This window comes from Allochromatium palmeri (assembly GCF_009720725.1).
Classification (GTDB): domain Bacteria; phylum Pseudomonadota; class Gammaproteobacteria; order Chromatiales; family Chromatiaceae; genus Thermochromatium; species Thermochromatium palmeri.
Genome location: NZ_WNKT01000026.1, coordinates 37,814 through 54,083 on the forward strand (window position 1 = coordinate 37,814; position 16,270 = coordinate 54,083).

The window sequence follows — 16,270 nt, forward strand, 5'->3', positions numbered from 1 at the left end:
GGTGGCGATGATGGCCGCCACCGGTGTCCTGTAGGCCGGGCGCAAGCGCTTCGATCTGTTCGGCATGGTGGTCGTGGCACTGGCCGCCGCGCTCGGGGGCGGCTCGCTGCGCGATGTGCTGCTCGATCGACCTGTGTTCTGGGTCGCCGATCAGACCTATCTGATCGCTTCGCTCATCGCGGCGAGCTTGCGAGCCGTTCGGCACGAATGGATTCGTCTTGGCTCTTGTTCATAAGCGGTCGCTCAGGTCGCGCATGGCGAAACCGCTCCAGGGTCCATCGACGCCCTTGGCGAGTCCGAGTACCTTGAAGCGCTCGCCCATGGCTGTCGGCAGGAGCAACTGTTTGGCCCCTAGCGCTTGGTCGAGTGCAGCCTCCGGCGCCACGGCCTGCATCAACCGATCGATGCCGCAGCCAATTAAGAAGTGTGCTTGGGTGGTGAAACCGGCCGGCTCGAATCCGGCCGCGACGCTGGCCTCGGCGACGGCCGTGAAGTCGACATGCGCCGTGATGTCCTGGAGTCCGAGCTGGACATAGGGGTCGGAGTGGGCCTGATGACGATGGTGACAGCGTAGCGTGCCCATGTGACGCTCGGGCTGATAGTACTCGGCGCGCGGATAGCCGTAGTCGATCAGGAGGGCCAGACCGCGCTCCAGCGTGCTCGATAGTGCCGCGAGCCATGGAGCCAGACGCAGATTGATCTCGGACTCGTAGCCGGGCGCGTCGGCTAACCCCGCCGCTTGCAGTGTGGAAACCGTCTCGATCAGTCCGGGCGAGATCGGCGGGACGGCGACCTCGACGAGTCGACCATCCGCCTCAGTGACGCCGATCTCCAGGATCTCGCCGTCCGTGCCGATGCGAAAGCGATGCACCGGCATGGCATCCAGCACTTCGTTGGCGATCACGACTCCAGCGAAACACTCGGGTAGGGTCGTCAGCCAGTCGCAGCGGGCGAGTAGATGCGGCGCGGCGGTTTGGATGGCGGCACGCTGGCGTTCCTGGAGATCCGGGCTGGGTTCGAGGATCCGATAGCGCTTGGGTAGCCGCTCCAGTGCTTCTAGTTCCAGCAGAATCTGCACGGCCAGCGCCCCGCTACCGGCACCGAATTCCAGGATCTCGCCGCCGTCGAGCCGCTCCAGCACTTCGGCGCACTGGACGGCAAGACAGCGCCCGAACAGCGGCGAGAGTTCGGGCGCGGTGACGAAATCCCCGCCCGGCCCGAACTTGGGCGCTCCGGCAACGTAGTAGCCGAGTCCGGGCGCATAGAGCGCCAGCTCCATGAAGCGATCGAAGGGGAGCACGCTGCCCCGCGCCCGGATCTCGGCGCGGATACGATCTTCGAGCCGACGGCTGATATCGGTTGCGTGGTCAGTCATGGCGCAGTCTCATCATGCAACGGCCTTGAATTCCAGTTCCAGGTGCACCGCGTCATAGGGGAAATGGAGCTTGCCGTCGGGCAGCTTGTCGATCACGCCGGCCTTGACGAGCGCCTGAGTATCTGTGTGCACACCCTTGACATCCCGTCCGACGCGCCGCGCCAGCTCACGCACACCAACCGGACCCGCTCCGGTCAAGGCTCGCAGCAGCGTCCAGCGCCGTGCCGTCAGCACTGTGAAGAGCTGTTCCTCGGACGGAAACGACAAGACAGGCGCCGATGGCTCCGAGCTTTCCAACGCGGCCAGCATCCGCGCCTTGGTCGTTTCCAAATCGCAAACATCGATCATCAGGGTGCGCATGGTCTGATCCTCACAGCAGGGTAGAGACAATGGAGAGACGAGCAACCCACCATATATCAAACGTCCGCACCAGGCCGCACGCCGCGCTCGATGACGACCCCGACATCGACCCCCTCCCCCACCGCGCCCGGCTTGTTGAGACTGAGCCGCAACCAGGGAATGCCGAACTCACGCATCAAAAGCGCCGCGCACTGTTCGGCCAGCGTCTCGACCAGCTCATGCCGGTTGTTCGTGACCACCTCGGTCAGACGACGGGTGACGGCGTCATAGTCGAGCGCATCGGCGATACGGTCGCTCGCCGCCGCACGCGCCACATCGCTCGCCATCTCCAGATCCAGGATCACCGGGCGCGTGGTCCGCTTCTCCCAGTCGTGGATGCCGATGCAGGTGTCGAGGCGCAGGCCGCGAATGAAGACGATGTCAGTCATGATACAGTTTTAGCCTCGTGTCCGATTCCAACCTCAGATTCTACTCATGATCACAGCTACACTGCTCATCATCGCCGCCTATCTGCTCGGCTCGGTCTCCAGCGCCATCATCGTCTGCCGCCTGATGGGACTGCCGGACCCGCGCACCCAAGGCTCGAACAATCCGGGCGCCACCAACGTCATGCGCATCGGCGGCAAAAAGCCCGCCGCCATCACGCTCCTCGGCGACAGCCTCAAGGGCCTGATCCCCATGCTCGTCGGCCAGGCCCTGGATGCCAGCCCGGCCGTGCTCGCGGGGATCGGACTGGCCGCCTTCGTCGGCCATCTCTACCCGGTGTTCTTCGGCTTCAAGGGCGGCAAGGGCGTGGCCACGGCACTCGGCGTGCAGTTCGGACTCTACTGGCCGATCGGACTCTGTGTCGCGGCCGTGTGGCTGTTCGTCGCCAAAGTGCTCAAGATCTCCTCGCTCTCGGGGCTGATCTCGATGGCACTGGCGCCGGTCTTCGTCTGGCTGTTCTGGGACGAGAAGGCGCTGATCGGGATGCAGCTCATCATCACCGGCCTGCTGATCTGGCGTCATCGCAGCAACATCCGCAACCTGCTCGACGGCACCGAGGACCGGATCAGCGCCAAGACCTCCTCGGACTGATCGGCCTGGATTCAGTCATTTGACGAAACGTGCATTGAAGTCGAAGTGGGGCGTCCCGCAGCGTCAGGCGACATATCACCTGCTCCGGCTATTCTTCCTATACACATCTGAGGGCGAGAGGATCTGATGATGAGCGGTTCTTCTGAAGAACGCCGAGCGGCGGTGGTCAGCAGCCATCTCCATCGCTCGGTGCTCGATGCTCTGCCCGCGCAGATTGCCGTGCTCGACCGGGAGGCCCGGCTCATCGCCGTCAACCGGGCCTGGCGCGCCTTCTCAGTCGAACAGGGCCGCGACGATCAGGCCGGGCAGGATCTCGATCCCAGGACGCTCGCGGCCTGCCGCTGGTCGGGCGAGCATCCGGACGCAACCGTACTCACGGCGGCGCGTGGCATCGAGGATGTCATCCAGCGACGCCGCCTGTGCTTCAGTGTCGAGTATTCCTGTCACACGGCAAAACGCCCGTACTGGCTACTGATGCGCGCCTTCCCTTTACAGGACGAACAGGAAGGCGCGGTCGTGACCTATCTGGACATCACCGAGCGCCATCATGCCGAGGAGGAAGCGCGCCATGCGCGCGATGCACTGGCCCAGGTGGCGCGACTCAATGCCGTCGGCGTCCTGGCGTCCTCACTCATTCACGAGCTGCTCCAGCCGCTGAGTTCGGCCAGTTTTTACTGTAGCGCCGCCGCTCAACTCGCCGAGGGACCGGCTGCCAACCCCGAGCGTCTGGTCGAGGTCATCCAGCGTATCGACGATCAGGTCCATCGCGCGGGCGACATCATGGAGCGTCTGCGCGCTTTTCTGCGCGGACGCAAGATGCACCGGGTACGAATGCCGGTCGATCAGGTGCTCAAGCGCGCCCTGGATCTGGTGCGCTGGTTCGCCACCGACCGTCAGGTGAAGCTGGAGCTGATCGTGCCCGAACGGCTCCCCGAGATCGAGATCGATCCGGTGCAGATCGAACAGGTGTTGATCAATCTGATCTGCAACGCGGTGCAGGCGATCAATACGGCCAACAGCCCGCAGCGCGAGGTACGTATCGAGGTCATCGTATGCCTGGGTGAACTCGAATGCATCGTGCGCGACACTGGACCGGGTCTGCCGCCCGGACGTCATGCCGCCATCTTCGACATCTTTGAATCGAGCCATGATTCAGGTCTGGGGTTGGGACTGGCCATCAGCCGCGCGATCGCCGAGGACCATGGCGGACGACTCTGGGCTGAACCGGCACCGCGTGAGGGCGCGGTCTTTCATCTCACACTGCCCACTGTCTGGGACGACGATCAAAGCGGCGCCAACTCTTCCATCGGCCAGCGCGCACGCGGCTTGAACGCCAGCGGTTCGGTGTGACCGGCCAGCAGGCGCTGACAGCCGGCGAAAGCAATCATGGCCCCATTATCGGTGCAGAGCGCCGGGCGCGGATAATAGCTCTGACCACCATCAGCGGCGATGGCCTGGTTCATGCGCTCGCGCAGACGCCGATTGGCGCTCACGCCGCCAGCCAGGATGAGCCGCTGCCGTCCGGTCTCGCGCAGTGCACGACGACACTTGATGACCAGCGTATCGACCACCGCCTCTTCGAAGGCGCGCGCGATGTCGGCGCGGGTCTGCTCCGGGTCGGCAGCTTCAGTCAGCTCAGTGCGCAGAGTGTTGAGCGCAAAGGTCTTGAGTCCGCTGAAGCTGAAATCCAGCCCCGGACGGTCCGTCATGGGGCGCGGGAAGCGGAAGCGTTGCGGATCGCCGCGCTCGGCCAGCCGCGCCAGCTCAGGACCGCCCGGATAGGGTAGCCCCAGCAGCTTAGCGGTCTTGTCAAAGGCTTCGCCCGCCGCATCGTCGAGCGACTCGCCCAGGAGGCGATAGCGCCCGATGCCGAGCACGTCGATCAACTGAGTGTGCCCCCCCGAGACCAGCAGTGCCACGAAGGGGAACGCGGGCGCCGGCTCTTCGAGCAGCGGCGCCAGCAGATGTCCTTCCATGTGATGCACCCCGATCGCCGGCACCTTCCAGGCCCAGGCCAGGGCGCGCCCGAAGGCCGAGCCGACCAGGAGCGCGCCGATCAGTCCCGGCCCGGCGGTGTAGGCGACACCGTCGATGTCCGCGCGCGTGAGTCCGGATTCATCGAGCACCTGATGGATCAACGGCAGCGTCTTGCGGATATGGTCGCGCGAGGCCAGCTCCGGCACCACGCCGCCGTATTCGGCATGGATCTCGACCTGAGAATAGACCGCCTGGGCCAGAAGTCCCCGCCCGTCTTCATACACCGCGATCCCCGTCTCGTCGCACGAGGTTTCGATCCCCAGCACTCGCATCGTCATACGCCCCGAAAAAGCCGCTTGAAGCCCAACATCCGAAAGATACGCGCATCATAGCCTTTGCGCGGCCAATCGACCATGCGCTATACTTCGGGATCTTTTACCTTCCACCCATCCATTCAACCGGAGACAGCAAGGGATTCATCCATGCCCAGCGTTCGCGTCAAAGAAAACGAGCCATTCGAAGTCGCCATGCGGCGTTTCAAGCGTTCCTGCGAAAAAGCAGGAGTGCTCGCCGAGGTCCGTCGCCGTGAGTTCTACGAGAAGCCGACCTCCGAGCGTAAGCGCAAGAAGGCCGCCGCCGTCAAGCGTCATCAGAAGAAGCTCCAACGCGAAGCCCGTCGCTGGGAACGCCCGTACTGAGCCGAGCGCGTCCAGGGAATGGCCGAGGCGCCCCATCGGCCACGCCATCCCCTGAATTCTCCAGATCCTAGATCGAAACCAAAGTGCTGGACCATCGGTATGCTCAAGTCGCGTATCCAGGATGACATGAAGACCGCCATGAAGGCGGGAGACAAGACCCGACTCGGCGTGATCCGGCTGATGCTGGCCGCCATCAAGCAGCGCGAAGTCGATGAGCGCATCGAACTCGACGACGCTCAGACGCTGGCCGTGCTCGACAAGATGGTCAAGCAGCGGCGCGACTCGATCAGCCAGTACGAGAACGCCAAACGCGAGGATCTGGCCGAGGTCGAGCGCTTCGAGGTCGGAGTCATTCAGGACTACCTGCCTGCCGCGCTCAGCGAAGCCGAGATCGCCGCGCTCGTCGAGGACGCCATCACCGCCTCCGGTGCCGCCGCCATGAGCGACATGGGCAAGGTGATGAACGTGCTGCGTCCCCAGATCCAGGGCCGCGCCGATATGGGCGCTGTCAGCGCGCTGGTCAAGCAGCGCCTCGGAGCCTGACGCCATCCCGCGCGAGCCACGCATGGCTGGCCACATCCCGCCTGAATTCATCGACCAACTGCTGGTGCGAACCGATATCGTCGACGTCATCGGCTCGCGTCTTCAGCTGCGCAAGGCCGGCCGGGAGTTCCAATCCCGCTGCCCCTTCCACGAAGAAAAGACCCCGTCCTTCAGCGTCAGTCCCGACAAGCAGTTTTATCACTGCTTCGGCTGCGGTGCGCATGGGACCGCCATCGGCTTTTTGATGGAGTACGACCATCTCCCCTTCCGCGAAGCGGTGGAGGAGCTGGCCGAACGTGCCGGACTGGAGATTCCGAGCGATGGCGATCCGACGCAGGCTGTGGCGGATCATGGTCCGCTCTATCGTCTGCTGGAAGAGGTTGCCGCCTACTATCGCCAGCAGTTACGCGATCATCCCGAGGCCCAACGCGCCATCGCCTATCTGAAAGGCCGTGGTCTGACCGGCGAGATCGCCGCACGCTTCGGTCTCGGCTATGCGCCGGCGCGCGGCAATCCCGTGCTCACCCAGTTCGGTCGCGACGACGCCGCGCGTGCCCGGCTCCAGACGGTCGGACTCGTCTCCGAGCAGGATGGCCGGCGCTATGACAAGTTCCGCGACCGCGTCCTGTTTCCGATCCGCGACCGGCGCGGGCGGGTCATCGGCTTCGGCGGGCGCCTGCTCGGCGAGGGCAAACCCAAGTATCTCAACTCGCCCGAGACGCCGATCTTCCACAAGGGACGCGAACTCTACGGGCTCCATGAGGCACAACGGGCCAACCGCAAGCTCGACGCCCTGATCGTGGTCGAGGGCTATCTGGACGTCATCGCCCTCGCCCAGTTCGGGATCAGCAACGCCGTGGCCACGCTCGGCACGGCGACCACGCCCGAGCATCTCAACCAGCTGCTGAAGCTGGCCCCGGACATCGTCTTCTGCTTCGACGGCGACCGCGCCGGACGCGCGGCGGCCTGGAAGGCACTGGAGACTGCCCTGCCCCTGGCGACCGGGCATCAGGCGATCCGTTTCCTGTTTCTGTCCGAGGGCGATGATCCGGATACCCTGGTGCGCCGCGAGGGGGCCGAGGGCTTCCGATCGCGTCTGGAACGCGCTCAGCCGCTATCAGATTTTCTCTTCGAGCACCTGAGCGCGTCGATGGACACCACCACCATGGATGGACGCGCGCGCTTTGCCAGCCAGCTCCAGCCGTATATCGATCGCTTGCCGCCGGGTGTGTATCGCGACCTTCTGGTCAAGCGTCTGGCGGATTTCACAGGCACGCCGCTTCAGTCCGCCAGACCCGCCGCCGCGCGCGCTCAAACAGGCCGAGGCCGCGCCGCGCGGTTCAGCCAGCCCGCGCGCCCGAGCCTGGTTGCCCAGGCCATTGCACTGCTGCTCGATCGCCCCGATCTGGCACCCCAGGCTCTGGACCTGAACGACGACTGGCGCCGCTCCAGCCAGCGCGGCATCGAGGTTCTGGCGCAACTGCTCGATCTGCTGAGTCAGTCGCCCGATCTGTCCAAGGCGCGACTCCTGGAACGCTGGCGCGAGCATCCCCATTTCGACTATCTGCAACGGCTGAGCGTCGATCCCTTTCTGCGCGACATGAACGCCGAGGGTGCCGGAGCCGAGCTGACGGGCGCCATCGAGCGCCTGAGCACCGAGGTGCGTGAGCACGAGTGGCGTCAGCCGCTCAACAAACGCAGTCCGAGCGAATGGACTGAGGAAGAACGCGCCAGACTCGCCCAGCGCGACTGGAGCATGCGAGAACTGGACTAGCTTTTTCAGCGAGATCGTCTATCTATGTGTGGTCAGCCACGAAGAAGCGGACCGTCGTCCACCCGACGCTTTGAGTAAAGGCTCCGCTTAGGCCGACCCGATGACCCTATTGCTGAGTCTCTTCAAACAGAGACTCTCGTGCTATACTAGGTGGTTCGCTTTTGAGCCGACTTTGGCCGCATCCAGATCAAGGTACCCCATGGATCAAGAACAGCAGCAGTCTCAACTGAAGCAACTGATCGCCAAGGGCAAAGAACAAGGTTATCTGACCTACACCGAGGTCAACGACCATCTTCCGCCCGGCATCGTCGAGACTGACCAAATCGAAGACATCGTCAGGATGATCAACGACATGGGCATCATGGTCCAGGAGACCGCGCCGGATGTCGTCGATCATACCCTGAGTGATAGTGCCGTCTCCGATGACGAAGCCGCCGAGGCCGCCGCCGCCGCGCTGGCGACCGTCGACAGCGAGTTTGGCCGCACCACCGACCCGGTGCGCATGTACATGCGCGAGATGGGCACAGTGGAGCTGCTGACCCGCGAGGGCGAACTCCAGATCGCCAAGCGCATCGAGGATGGACTCAATCAGGTGCTCAACGCCCTGTCGGTCTATCCGCGTTCGATCGAGAAGCTCATCGAGATCTTCGACCGTGTCGATCGCGAGGAGACACGGTTGACCGACGTCATCTCCGGCTTCAACGACGATGAGGCCGAGGACGATCCAGTCGCCGCCAATGTGCAGAGCGTCAGCGCAAGCGACACCGAATCCGATAAAACGGAGACCGACAAGACTGAGCTGGAGGTCGAGGCCGCTGACATCGATAGCGACGATGACGACGACTCCGACGTCGAGGTCGACACCGGCCCGGATCCCGAGGACGCCGCCCGCCGCGCTAACCTGTTGCGCGAGCGTTATCAGACCCTGAAAGCGGCGCTCGAAGCCTACGGTCGTGACGACGAGCGCTCGCGCGCCGCGATGCAGGACGTGTCCGAAGTGTTCCTGCAGTTCAAGCTCGTCGCGCCTGTGTTCCAGGAACTGGCCGAGATCCTGCGCGGCACCATCGAGCGTATTCGCGGCCAGGAACGCCAGATTATGGCGCTATGCGTCGAGCAGGCGGGGATGCCGCGTAAGGATTTCATCGCGACCTTCCCCTGCAATGAAACCAATCCCGACTGGCTCGACCAACTGCTCAGCAACGGTCGTCCGCTCAGCGCCAGGCTGGAAGAACTGGCCCCTGAGATCCGCCGCGCCCAGCGCAAGCTCCAGGACATCGAACGCGAGAATATCCTCGCCATCAGCGAGATCAAGGACGTCAATCGCAAGATGTCGATCGGCGAGGCCAAGGCCCGGCGCGCCAAGAAGGAAATGGTCGAGGCCAACCTGCGTCTGGTCATCTCGATCGCCAAGAAATACACCAACCGCGGGCTGCAATTCCTGGACCTGATCCAGGAGGGCAACATCGGTCTGATGAAGGCGGTCGATAAGTTCGAATACCGGCGCGGTTACAAGTTTTCGACCTATGCGACCTGGTGGATTCGGCAGGCGATCACGCGCTCGATCGCCGATCAGGCACGCACCATTCGCATCCCGGTGCACATGATCGAGACGATCAACAAGCTCAACCGTATCTCGCGCCAGATGATCCAGGAGATGGGTCGTGAGGCGACGCCGGAAGAGCTGGCCGCGCGCATGGAGATGCCCGAGGACAAGGTGCGCAAGGTGCTGAAGATCGCCAAGGAGCCGATTTCGATGGAGACGCCGATCGGTGACGACGAAGACTCGCATCTGGGCGACTTCATCGAGGATTCGGGCGTGATCTCACCGCTCGATTCAGCCACGGCCGAGGGTTTACGCGAGGCCACGCAGAACATGCTCGCCAGCCTCACCTCGCGCGAGGCCAAGGTGCTGCGGATGCGTTTCGGCATCGACATGAACACTGACCATACGCTCGAAGAAGTCGGCAAGCAGTTCGATGTCACCCGTGAGCGCATCCGCCAGATCGAGGCCAAGGCGCTGCGCAAGCTGCGTCATCCGACGCGATCGGATAGACTACGCAGCTTCCTCGACAACGAATGATCGATTGAGCGCCAGGGACGGCGCGCGACAGTCATCACCGCATTCCGGGCCGTTAGCACAGCGGTTAGTGCAGGGGACTCATAATCCCTTGGTCGTAGGTTCGAATCCTACACGGCCCACCACTCATCTTTTCGCTCACACACACGGCTTTTTCAGCGACCTGATTGATGCTCTTGGGCGTTCAACCCAAGTCCACTGTCGTTCCGCTCCGCCCTACCCGCTCCTGCATGCTGGCCTGGACATCGCCGTACCAGTGCTCGAGGTACGTCTTGATCGTCCGTCACGGGTTCGATAGTGCAGACAACACCCCAACCGATATGGCAAGCTCGCTCTGTCATCGCGGCGAGTAGTTCATAGAGGACACGACAGATGTTCGAGGCAACGAAGGTTGGCCGCTCGGTCAGCAAGCAGGACTACAAAGAGCAGCAGGAAGAACTGCGTACCCAGCTCCTGGAAGTCCAGCGCGAACTCAGGCATACCAACATCCCGGTGATCGTGCTGGTCTCGGGCGTAGAGGCCGCCGGTAAGGGTGAGGTCATCAACCGGCTCAACGAATGGCTCGACACGCGCGGCGTACAGACCTTCGCCTTCTGGAACGAGTCCGACGAAGAGCGCGAACGCCCACGCTATTGGCGCTTTTGGCGCGCCATGCCGCCGCGCGGCGAGATCTCCATTCTCTTCGGCGGCTGGTATCAGACGCCCATCGAGCATCGCTTTCGCGGTCATTGCTCCGACGCCGAACTCGACGGCGAACTCAACCGCATCGTCGACTTCGAACGCATGCTGACCCAGGACGGCGCGCTCATCGTCAAGTTCTGGTTCCACATGTCCGAGTCCGACCAGAAAGCCCGACTCAAGGAACTGTCGCGCGACGACAAGAGCCGCTGGAAGATGTTGCCGGAGAAAAGTAAGTTCTCCGAGCACTATGCCGCCTTCGAGCAGGTCGCCGAGCGCGTCATCCTGCACACCGACCGCGGCAGCGCGCCCTGGTATCTGATCGAGGCCGGCGACCGGCGCTATCGTGATCTGACCGTTGGCAAGACGCTGTTGCACGCCATCCGTTCGCGTCTGGCCGAGGTCAGCCTGGATGACGCCAGCGGCGTGCCGACCAGCCTCGAACTGCCGGCCAGCGACAGCGCCCAGATCACCCTGCTCGATCAACTTGATCTCTCGCTCGTCCTGCCGCGCGAGGATTACAAAAGCGAACTCAAGCGACTGCAGACTGAACTCAACGAGCTGGCCTGGAACGCCTACAACAGCGGGCGCTCGACCGTGCTGATGTTCGAGGGCATGGACGCCGGCGGCAAGGGCGGCGCCATTCGCCGGATCACGCAGGCCGTCGATGCGCGGCTCTATCGCTCCATTCCGGTCGCCGCCCCGACCGATGAAGAGAAAGCCCATCACTATCTCTGGCGCTTCTGGCGCCATATCCCGCGCGGCGGACTCATGACCCTCTACGACCGCTCCTGGTACGGGCGCGTCCTGGTCGAGCGCGTCGAGGGCTTCGCCAGTGCCGCCGAATGGCGTCGTGCCTATTCCGAGATCAACCGCTTCGAAGAACAACTGGTCGACAGTGGCATCGTGCTCGCCAAGTTCTGGATCCACATCAGTCAGGACGAGCAGCTCAAGCGCTTCAAGGACCGCGAGGCGGTACCCTACAAGCGCTATAAGATCACCGAAGACGACTGGCGCAATCGCGAGAAGTGGCCTCAGTACAAGGAGGCCGTCAATGAAATGATCGTGCGCACCAGTACCAAGCACGCCGGCTGGACCCTGGTCGAGGGCAACGACAAACCCTATGCGCGGATCAAGGTACTCCGCACCGTCTGTGACGCCCTCAACGATGCCCTCAAGGGACCGCCCGCACCAACCGCCGGTTATCTGCCCTGTGGCGAGAAGCGCATCGAATCGGCCGATGACAAGCCGGCGAAGAGCCGTGGTAACAACGGCTGATGGTCAGTGAACGCTGCTTCAGCCGAACGGCGTTCACAGTACCTTGGTCACCAGCTTGACGGCCAGATCCTGCGGATCGCTCTCGATGCGAAAGCCCAGCGACTTGACCAGCGCCAGCATGCGCGTGTTGGCTGTCAGAACCTCGCCTTCCATGAGGCGAAATCCGCGCGAGCGCGCGTTTTGCATCAGTGATCGCATCAGACGCGCGCCGATTCCCAGATTCTTCCAGGTATCCGCAACGACGATGGCGAATTCGCATGCCTCGCCGCCCGGACGCGCCATATAACGGGCCACCCCAACCTCGACCTCGGTGCCGTCCTGCTCGACCACGCCGATCAGGGCCATCTCGCGGTCATAGTCGATCTGAGTGAAGCGCACCAGCATCTCGGGCGTGAGTTCCTTGAGCGCCTGCATGAAACGAAAATACTTGGTCTGTTCCGAAAGTCCACGCACGAAGGTCTGCTCCATCTCGGCGTCCTCAGGCCGGATCGGGCGGATGACCAGATCCCGGCCATCGGGGAGTTGCGCGCGCTCGATCAGATGGCTTGGATAGGGATGGATGGCCATGTGGCCATAGGTCGGCTGTTGCGGCGGGCGGTAGTCGACCTTGATGCACACGTCCACGGCGGTCACGGCCTTGTCGTTGCCGATCAGCGGGTTGATGTCCATGCCAATGATCTCGGGCAGCTCGCAGACCATCTCTGAGACGCGCTGGAGGATGCGCGCGAGCGCCACCCGATTCATCGGCGGCATGTGCTGGAAGGCGCCCATCAGCCGTGCCACCCGCGTGTGGTCGATCATGGTTTCGATGATGAAAGCATTGAGCGGCGGCAATCCCAACGCGCGATCGCCGAGCACCTCGACCTTGGTGCCACCGGCGCCGAACAGGATCACCGGACCAAAGATCTTGTCGCGAAAGACGCCGATCATCAGCTCACGCGCCGCGCGCGTGGAGACCATGCGCTCGACCGTGATGCCATCGAAACGTGCGTCTGGGCGCAACCGCTTGGCACGCTCCATGATTTCAGTGAAGGTGCGGCGCACCGACTGGGCGTCGTCGATGTTGAGTTTGACCCCATCGACGTCCGATTTGTGTTCCAGATCAGGTGAGTTGATCTTCATCACCACCGGAAAGCCCAGAGCCTGGGCGGCCATCAGGGCTTCGTTCGGAGTGCGACTCAGAATCGCCTGCATGGTCGGGATACGGAACGCCGAGAGGATCGCCTTGGCCTCGATGGTGCCGAGTACCTTGCGCCCCTCGGACATCACCCCTTCGATGATCAGACGCGCGCCCTCGACATCCGGCGGATTCTCATAGGACAGCGGCGCCGGTGACTGCATCAGGAGCTTCTGGTTGCGCTGATGGGTCGCGAGAAACGAGAAGGCTTCGACCGCCGCTTCGGGGCTGTCGAACTGGGGCACGTCGTGCTTGGAGAGCAGCGCCTGCGCCTCCAGCACCCGCTTGCCGCCCATCCAGCAGGCCAGTACCGGCTTACGGCTGCCTTTGGCCGCTTCGATGACCTGCTGCGCGGTCGCCACTGGATCACCGAACACCAGTGGGGCCTGGATGCAGAGTACGCCATCGACCTCGGAGTCGGCGAGACAGGCGTCGAGCGTCGCCCGATAGCGCTCGGGCGGTGCATCACCGATGATGTCGATCGGGTTGCCGTGCGACCAGTAGTCGGGCAGTGCCTGTTCGAGTTTCTGGCGCGTGGCCTCGGTGAACTGCGCCAGCGTCAAGCCCAGCTCGACCGTGCGGTCGGCGGCCAGCACACCAGGTCCGCCCCCATTGGTAATGATGGCGATACGATCCCCGGCCAGCCGGCGTCGGGTACCGAAGACCTGAGCGGCGGCGAAGAGCTGATCCAGATTGGCGACCTGCACCACGCCGGCACGGTCGGTGACGGCGCGAAAGACCTCGGCCGAGCCGACGAAGCCGCCGGTGTGCGACTTGATGGCACGGGTGCCGGCCGGATGACGTCCGGCTTTGACGATGACCACTGGCTTGAGCCGTGCCGCTGCCCGCAGACCGCTCATGAAATGGCGCGCGTGACGGATGCCCTCGACATAGAGCAGGATGCACTGGGTCTGGGTGTCGAGCGCCAGATAGTCGAGGATGTCGCCGAAATCCACATCCGCCGCCGCGCCCAGCGAGACGACGGCCGAAAAGCCCACGCCGCGCGACTCCGACCAGTCGATCATGGCGGTACAGATAGCGCCTGACTGCGAGACCAGCGCCACATTGCCCCGGCGCGGCAGATCCTGGCCGACGCTGGCATTGAGACCATGCTGCGGGCGCATCACGCCCAGACAGTTCGGACCCATGACGCGGATGTCATTGCGTCGTGCGGCTTCGACCATCTTCTCCTGCAACGCGATGCCGCGTTCGCCGTGCTCGCCGAATCCGGCCGAGTGCACCACGGCGGCCTTGACTCCATAGCTGCCGCATTGATCAAGGATGGCCGGGACACAGTCGCCCGGCGTGGCGATCAGCGCCAGGTCGACCTGCTTGTCCAGTTCGTTCAGCGAGCCATGACAGGGCCGCCCCGCCACCTCGCTGTACTTGGGATTGATGGCGTAGCACTGGCCCTTGTAACCGCCGGCGAGCAGGTTGCGAAAGACCAGGCCGCCGATCGAGCCGTCGTTGTCGCTGGCACCGAAGACGGCCACCGCCCCCGGCGTGAAGAGTTGATCGATATCCGTCAAACGCATGAGATCCGCACTCCGGGCCGAAAAAAGGTTTAATCTGTGAACTGGCCGCTGAAACAGGGCCAAGAGTCTGGTCGAAAGCCAATTGAAGAAAAGAATCGCTCCCTACCCCCCTGGGTCCAGCGTGGCGATCGAGTCTTGAGGACAGCCTGTATGAACCTCGCCTTCATCTCACATCCGTCCTGTCGCGAACACCGGATGGGGGCGCATCATCCCGAATGCCCCGAACGTCTCTATGCGATCCAGGATCGGCTGATCGCCTCCGGCATGGAGATGCTGCTCACCCATTATGACGCACCCAAGGCCAGCGTCGAGCAAATCGCGCGCGCGCACGATCGCGACTATATCGAGACAATCATCGCGGCCGCGCCCCAGGCCGACGACGTGCTGGCCTGGATCGATGGCGACACGGCCATGAACAAGCATACGCTGGAAGCGGCCCTGCATGCGGCGGGCGCCGCGATTCTGGGCGTCGATTTAGTGATGGGTGAACGCCATCATGCGGCCTTCTGCGGTGTGCGTCCGCCGGGTCATCATGCCGGACGCGCCAAGGGAAGCGGGTTCTGTATTTTTAACAATGTGGCCATCGGTGCGCTGCACGCCCTGGAACAGCATGGACTGGAGCGCGTGGCCATCATCGATTTTGATGTCCATCATGGTGATGGCACTGAGGAAATCGTAATTGGTGATGAGCGGATCCTGTTCTGCTCCAGCTTCCAGCATCCCTTCTATCCGGGCACGGGCGCTGACACCGATGCGCCCAATGTCATCAATCTGCCCCTGCCCCGTCTGACCGATGGCGCGGCCTTCAAGGCGGCGGTTGAGGCGGCCTGGCTGCCGCGATTGGATGCGTTCGCGCCGCAGTTGATTATGATCTCGGCCGGGTTCGACGGGCACATCGAAGACGACATGGCGCACTTCAATCTGCATACCGCCGACTATGGCTGGATCACGCGCGAGATCCATCACTTAGCACGCAAGCACAGTCAGGAGCGGGTCGTGTCCTGTCTGGAGGGTGGCTACACGCTCTCGGCGCTCGGGCGCTGTGTGAGCACCCATATCGATGAGCTGATCGGGCATGCCTGAGCAAAACATCTGATTCGAGCTTAGGGAAGGTCACGAAGCCGAAGCTTCGTGACCTGGAACGCTCAGCGTCTGCGCTGATAGCGTAGACCAACTAGCATCATCAGGGCCAACAACAACAGCATGGCCCATTCCGACAAGGTTGGGATCGAATGTGGATGTGTCGGTGTCGGCGGCGGCGTCGGCGGTGCCTCGACCGGCACCGGCGTTACGGTATCGGTGTTGTCATCGGGATTGGGATCCGGCTCGCGGGCGCTGACCGTGGCGCTGTTGGCATACACGCCCGTGCCCAGCACCCGCGCCTGCACGGCCAGACTGGCACGCCCGCCCGTGGCCAGGGCGCCCAGCGTCCAGACCCCGGTGGCGCTGTCATAGGTGCCCACGCTCGGGGTCGCCCCTACATAGCTGTAGCCGCTCGGCAGGGACTCGATGACGCGAACCTCGGTGGCGTTCGCCGGTCCCTGGTTGTGCACCCTGAGGGTGAAGGTCACGACGTCGCCGACCGTCGGGGTGGCCTCATCCACGCTCTTGGTCAACACCAGATCGGCCGTGCTCGCCGGCGGTGCCTCGACCGGCACCGGCGTTACGGTATCGGTGTTGTCATCGGTATTGGGATCCGGCTCGCGGGCGCTGACCGTGGC

General features: G+C 63.5%; 14 protein-coding genes, 1 tRNA gene and 1 pseudogene. 10 read left to right on the plus strand and 6 right to left on the minus strand.

Annotated features, from left to right (window positions below):
• Positions 1 to 46: 46 nt before the first annotated feature.
• Positions 47 to 235 (plus strand): annotated as a pseudogene (locus GJ668_RS20600) (TRIC cation channel family protein); the annotation flags it as partial.
• Here GJ668_RS20600 and GJ668_RS12345 read toward each other — a convergent pair.
• From GJ668_RS12345 to folB, 3 genes are read right to left on the minus strand one after another with little or no spacing between them, the layout of a single operon-like run.
• Positions 230 to 1,375 carry a class I SAM-dependent methyltransferase gene (locus GJ668_RS12345; RefSeq protein WP_155450455.1) on the minus strand — a complete coding sequence of 382 codons (1,146 nt, stop codon included), beginning with the start codon at positions 1,373 to 1,375 and terminating at the stop codon, positions 230 to 232. The pseudogene GJ668_RS20600 and the gene GJ668_RS12345 overlap by 6 nt on opposite strands.
• 12 nt (positions 1,376 to 1,387) lie before the next feature.
• Positions 1,388 to 1,735, minus strand: coding sequence for an HVO_A0114 family putative DNA-binding protein (locus tag GJ668_RS12350; RefSeq protein ID WP_186343077.1), 348 nt, complete (start codon positions 1,733 to 1,735; stop codon positions 1,388 to 1,390).
• Positions 1,736 to 1,791: 56 nt separating this feature from the next.
• Entirely contained in the window at positions 1,792 to 2,163 is a 372-nt protein-coding gene (folB, locus tag GJ668_RS12355) for a dihydroneopterin aldolase (protein WP_155450457.1), read from the minus strand.
• Positions 2,164 to 2,209: 46 nt separating this feature from the next.
• Here folB and plsY point away from each other — a divergent pair, with 46 nt between their 5' ends.
• Entirely contained in the window at positions 2,210 to 2,812 is a 603-nt protein-coding gene (gene plsY, locus GJ668_RS12360; RefSeq protein ID WP_155450458.1) for a glycerol-3-phosphate 1-O-acyltransferase PlsY, read from the plus strand.
• 129 nt (positions 2,813 to 2,941) lie between these two features.
• Positions 2,942 to 4,162: a sensor histidine kinase gene (locus GJ668_RS12365; protein WP_246194839.1), complete on the plus strand. Its 1,221-nt coding sequence runs from the start codon at positions 2,942 to 2,944 to the stop codon at positions 4,160 to 4,162.
• Here GJ668_RS12365 and tsaD read toward each other — a convergent pair.
• Positions 4,096 to 5,121: a tRNA (adenosine(37)-N6)-threonylcarbamoyltransferase complex transferase subunit TsaD gene (gene tsaD / locus GJ668_RS12370; RefSeq protein WP_155450460.1), complete on the minus strand. Its 1,026-nt coding sequence runs from the start codon at positions 5,119 to 5,121 to the stop codon at positions 4,096 to 4,098. The two genes, GJ668_RS12365 and tsaD, sit on opposite strands and share 67 nt — an antisense overlap.
• Before the next feature lie 150 nt (positions 5,122 to 5,271).
• Here tsaD and rpsU point away from each other — a divergent pair, with 150 nt between their 5' ends.
• The 6 genes from rpsU (at position 5,272) to pap (ending at position 11,837) form a co-directional block, all read left to right on the plus strand.
• The gene (rpsU, locus tag GJ668_RS12375; protein WP_005220880.1) at positions 5,272 to 5,487 is read left to right on the plus strand and encodes a 30S ribosomal protein S21; all 216 of its coding nucleotides are present in this window, start codon (positions 5,272 to 5,274) and stop codon (positions 5,485 to 5,487) included.
• Between the two features lie 99 nt (positions 5,488 to 5,586).
• Complete coding sequence (locus GJ668_RS12380; protein WP_155450461.1) at positions 5,587 to 6,030, plus strand: GatB/YqeY domain-containing protein; 444 nt, start codon at positions 5,587 to 5,589, stop codon at positions 6,028 to 6,030.
• A 22-nt stretch (positions 6,031 to 6,052) separates the two neighbouring features.
• Positions 6,053 to 7,804 carry a DNA primase gene (dnaG, locus tag GJ668_RS12385; protein ID WP_155450462.1) on the plus strand — a complete coding sequence of 584 codons (1,752 nt, stop codon included), beginning with the start codon at positions 6,053 to 6,055 and terminating at the stop codon, positions 7,802 to 7,804.
• 199 nt (positions 7,805 to 8,003) lie between these two features.
• On the plus strand, positions 8,004 to 9,884 hold the full coding sequence (rpoD, locus tag GJ668_RS12390) for an RNA polymerase sigma factor RpoD (protein ID WP_155450463.1): 1,881 nt from the start codon (positions 8,004 to 8,006) through the stop codon (positions 9,882 to 9,884).
• Positions 9,885 to 9,930: 46 nt separating this feature from the next.
• Positions 9,931 to 10,006, plus strand: a tRNA-Ile gene (locus tag GJ668_RS12395).
• A 247-nt stretch (positions 10,007 to 10,253) separates the two neighbouring features.
• Complete coding sequence (gene pap / locus GJ668_RS12400) at positions 10,254 to 11,837, plus strand: polyphosphate:AMP phosphotransferase (protein ID WP_155450464.1); 1,584 nt, start codon at positions 10,254 to 10,256, stop codon at positions 11,835 to 11,837.
• Between the two features lie 33 nt (positions 11,838 to 11,870).
• Here the strand turns inward: pap and GJ668_RS12405 are convergent, their stop codons facing one another.
• Positions 11,871 to 14,549, minus strand: a complete 2,679-nt coding sequence (locus GJ668_RS12405; protein WP_155450465.1) for a bifunctional acetate--CoA ligase family protein/GNAT family N-acetyltransferase — start codon at positions 14,547 to 14,549, stop codon at positions 11,871 to 11,873.
• Positions 14,550 to 14,699: 150 nt separating this feature from the next.
• Here GJ668_RS12405 and GJ668_RS12410 point away from each other — a divergent pair, with 150 nt between their 5' ends.
• Positions 14,700 to 15,632: a histone deacetylase family protein gene (locus GJ668_RS12410; protein WP_155450466.1), complete on the plus strand. Its 933-nt coding sequence runs from the start codon at positions 14,700 to 14,702 to the stop codon at positions 15,630 to 15,632.
• A 62-nt stretch (positions 15,633 to 15,694) separates the two neighbouring features.
• Here the strand turns inward: GJ668_RS12410 and GJ668_RS12415 are convergent.
• On the minus strand, positions 15,695 to 16,270 hold a 576-nt coding region (locus tag GJ668_RS12415; RefSeq protein ID WP_155450467.1), incomplete at its 5' end, for a DUF11 domain-containing protein.

Excerpts from the sequence above, each read along its gene's own strand:
- GJ668_RS12345 (WP_155450455.1), bottom strand. The coding sequence starts at position 1,375 with ATGACTGACCACGCAACCGATATCAGCCGTCGGCTCGAAGATCGTATC.
- GJ668_RS12350 (WP_186343077.1), bottom strand. The coding sequence starts at position 1,735 with ATGCGCACCCTGATGATCGATGTTTGCGATTTGGAAACGACCAAGGCG.
- folB (WP_155450457.1), bottom strand. The coding sequence starts at position 2,163 with ATGACTGACATCGTCTTCATTCGCGGCCTGCGCCTCGACACCTGCATC.
- plsY (WP_155450458.1), top strand. The coding sequence starts at position 2,210 with ATGATCACAGCTACACTGCTCATCATCGCCGCCTATCTGCTCGGCTCG.
- GJ668_RS12365 (WP_246194839.1), top strand. The coding sequence starts at position 2,942 with ATGAGCGGTTCTTCTGAAGAACGCCGAGCGGCGGTGGTCAGCAGCCAT.
- tsaD (WP_155450460.1), bottom strand. The coding sequence starts at position 5,121 with ATGCGAGTGCTGGGGATCGAAACCTCGTGCGACGAGACGGGGATCGCG.
- rpsU (WP_005220880.1), top strand. The coding sequence starts at position 5,272 with ATGCCCAGCGTTCGCGTCAAAGAAAACGAGCCATTCGAAGTCGCCATG.
- GJ668_RS12380 (WP_155450461.1), top strand. The coding sequence starts at position 5,587 with ATGCTCAAGTCGCGTATCCAGGATGACATGAAGACCGCCATGAAGGCG.
- dnaG (WP_155450462.1), top strand. The coding sequence starts at position 6,053 with ATGGCTGGCCACATCCCGCCTGAATTCATCGACCAACTGCTGGTGCGA.
- rpoD (WP_155450463.1), top strand. The coding sequence starts at position 8,004 with ATGGATCAAGAACAGCAGCAGTCTCAACTGAAGCAACTGATCGCCAAG.
- pap (WP_155450464.1), top strand. The coding sequence starts at position 10,254 with ATGTTCGAGGCAACGAAGGTTGGCCGCTCGGTCAGCAAGCAGGACTAC.
- GJ668_RS12405 (WP_155450465.1), bottom strand. The coding sequence starts at position 14,549 with ATGCGTTTGACGGATATCGATCAACTCTTCACGCCGGGGGCGGTGGCC.
- GJ668_RS12410 (WP_155450466.1), top strand. The coding sequence starts at position 14,700 with ATGAACCTCGCCTTCATCTCACATCCGTCCTGTCGCGAACACCGGATG.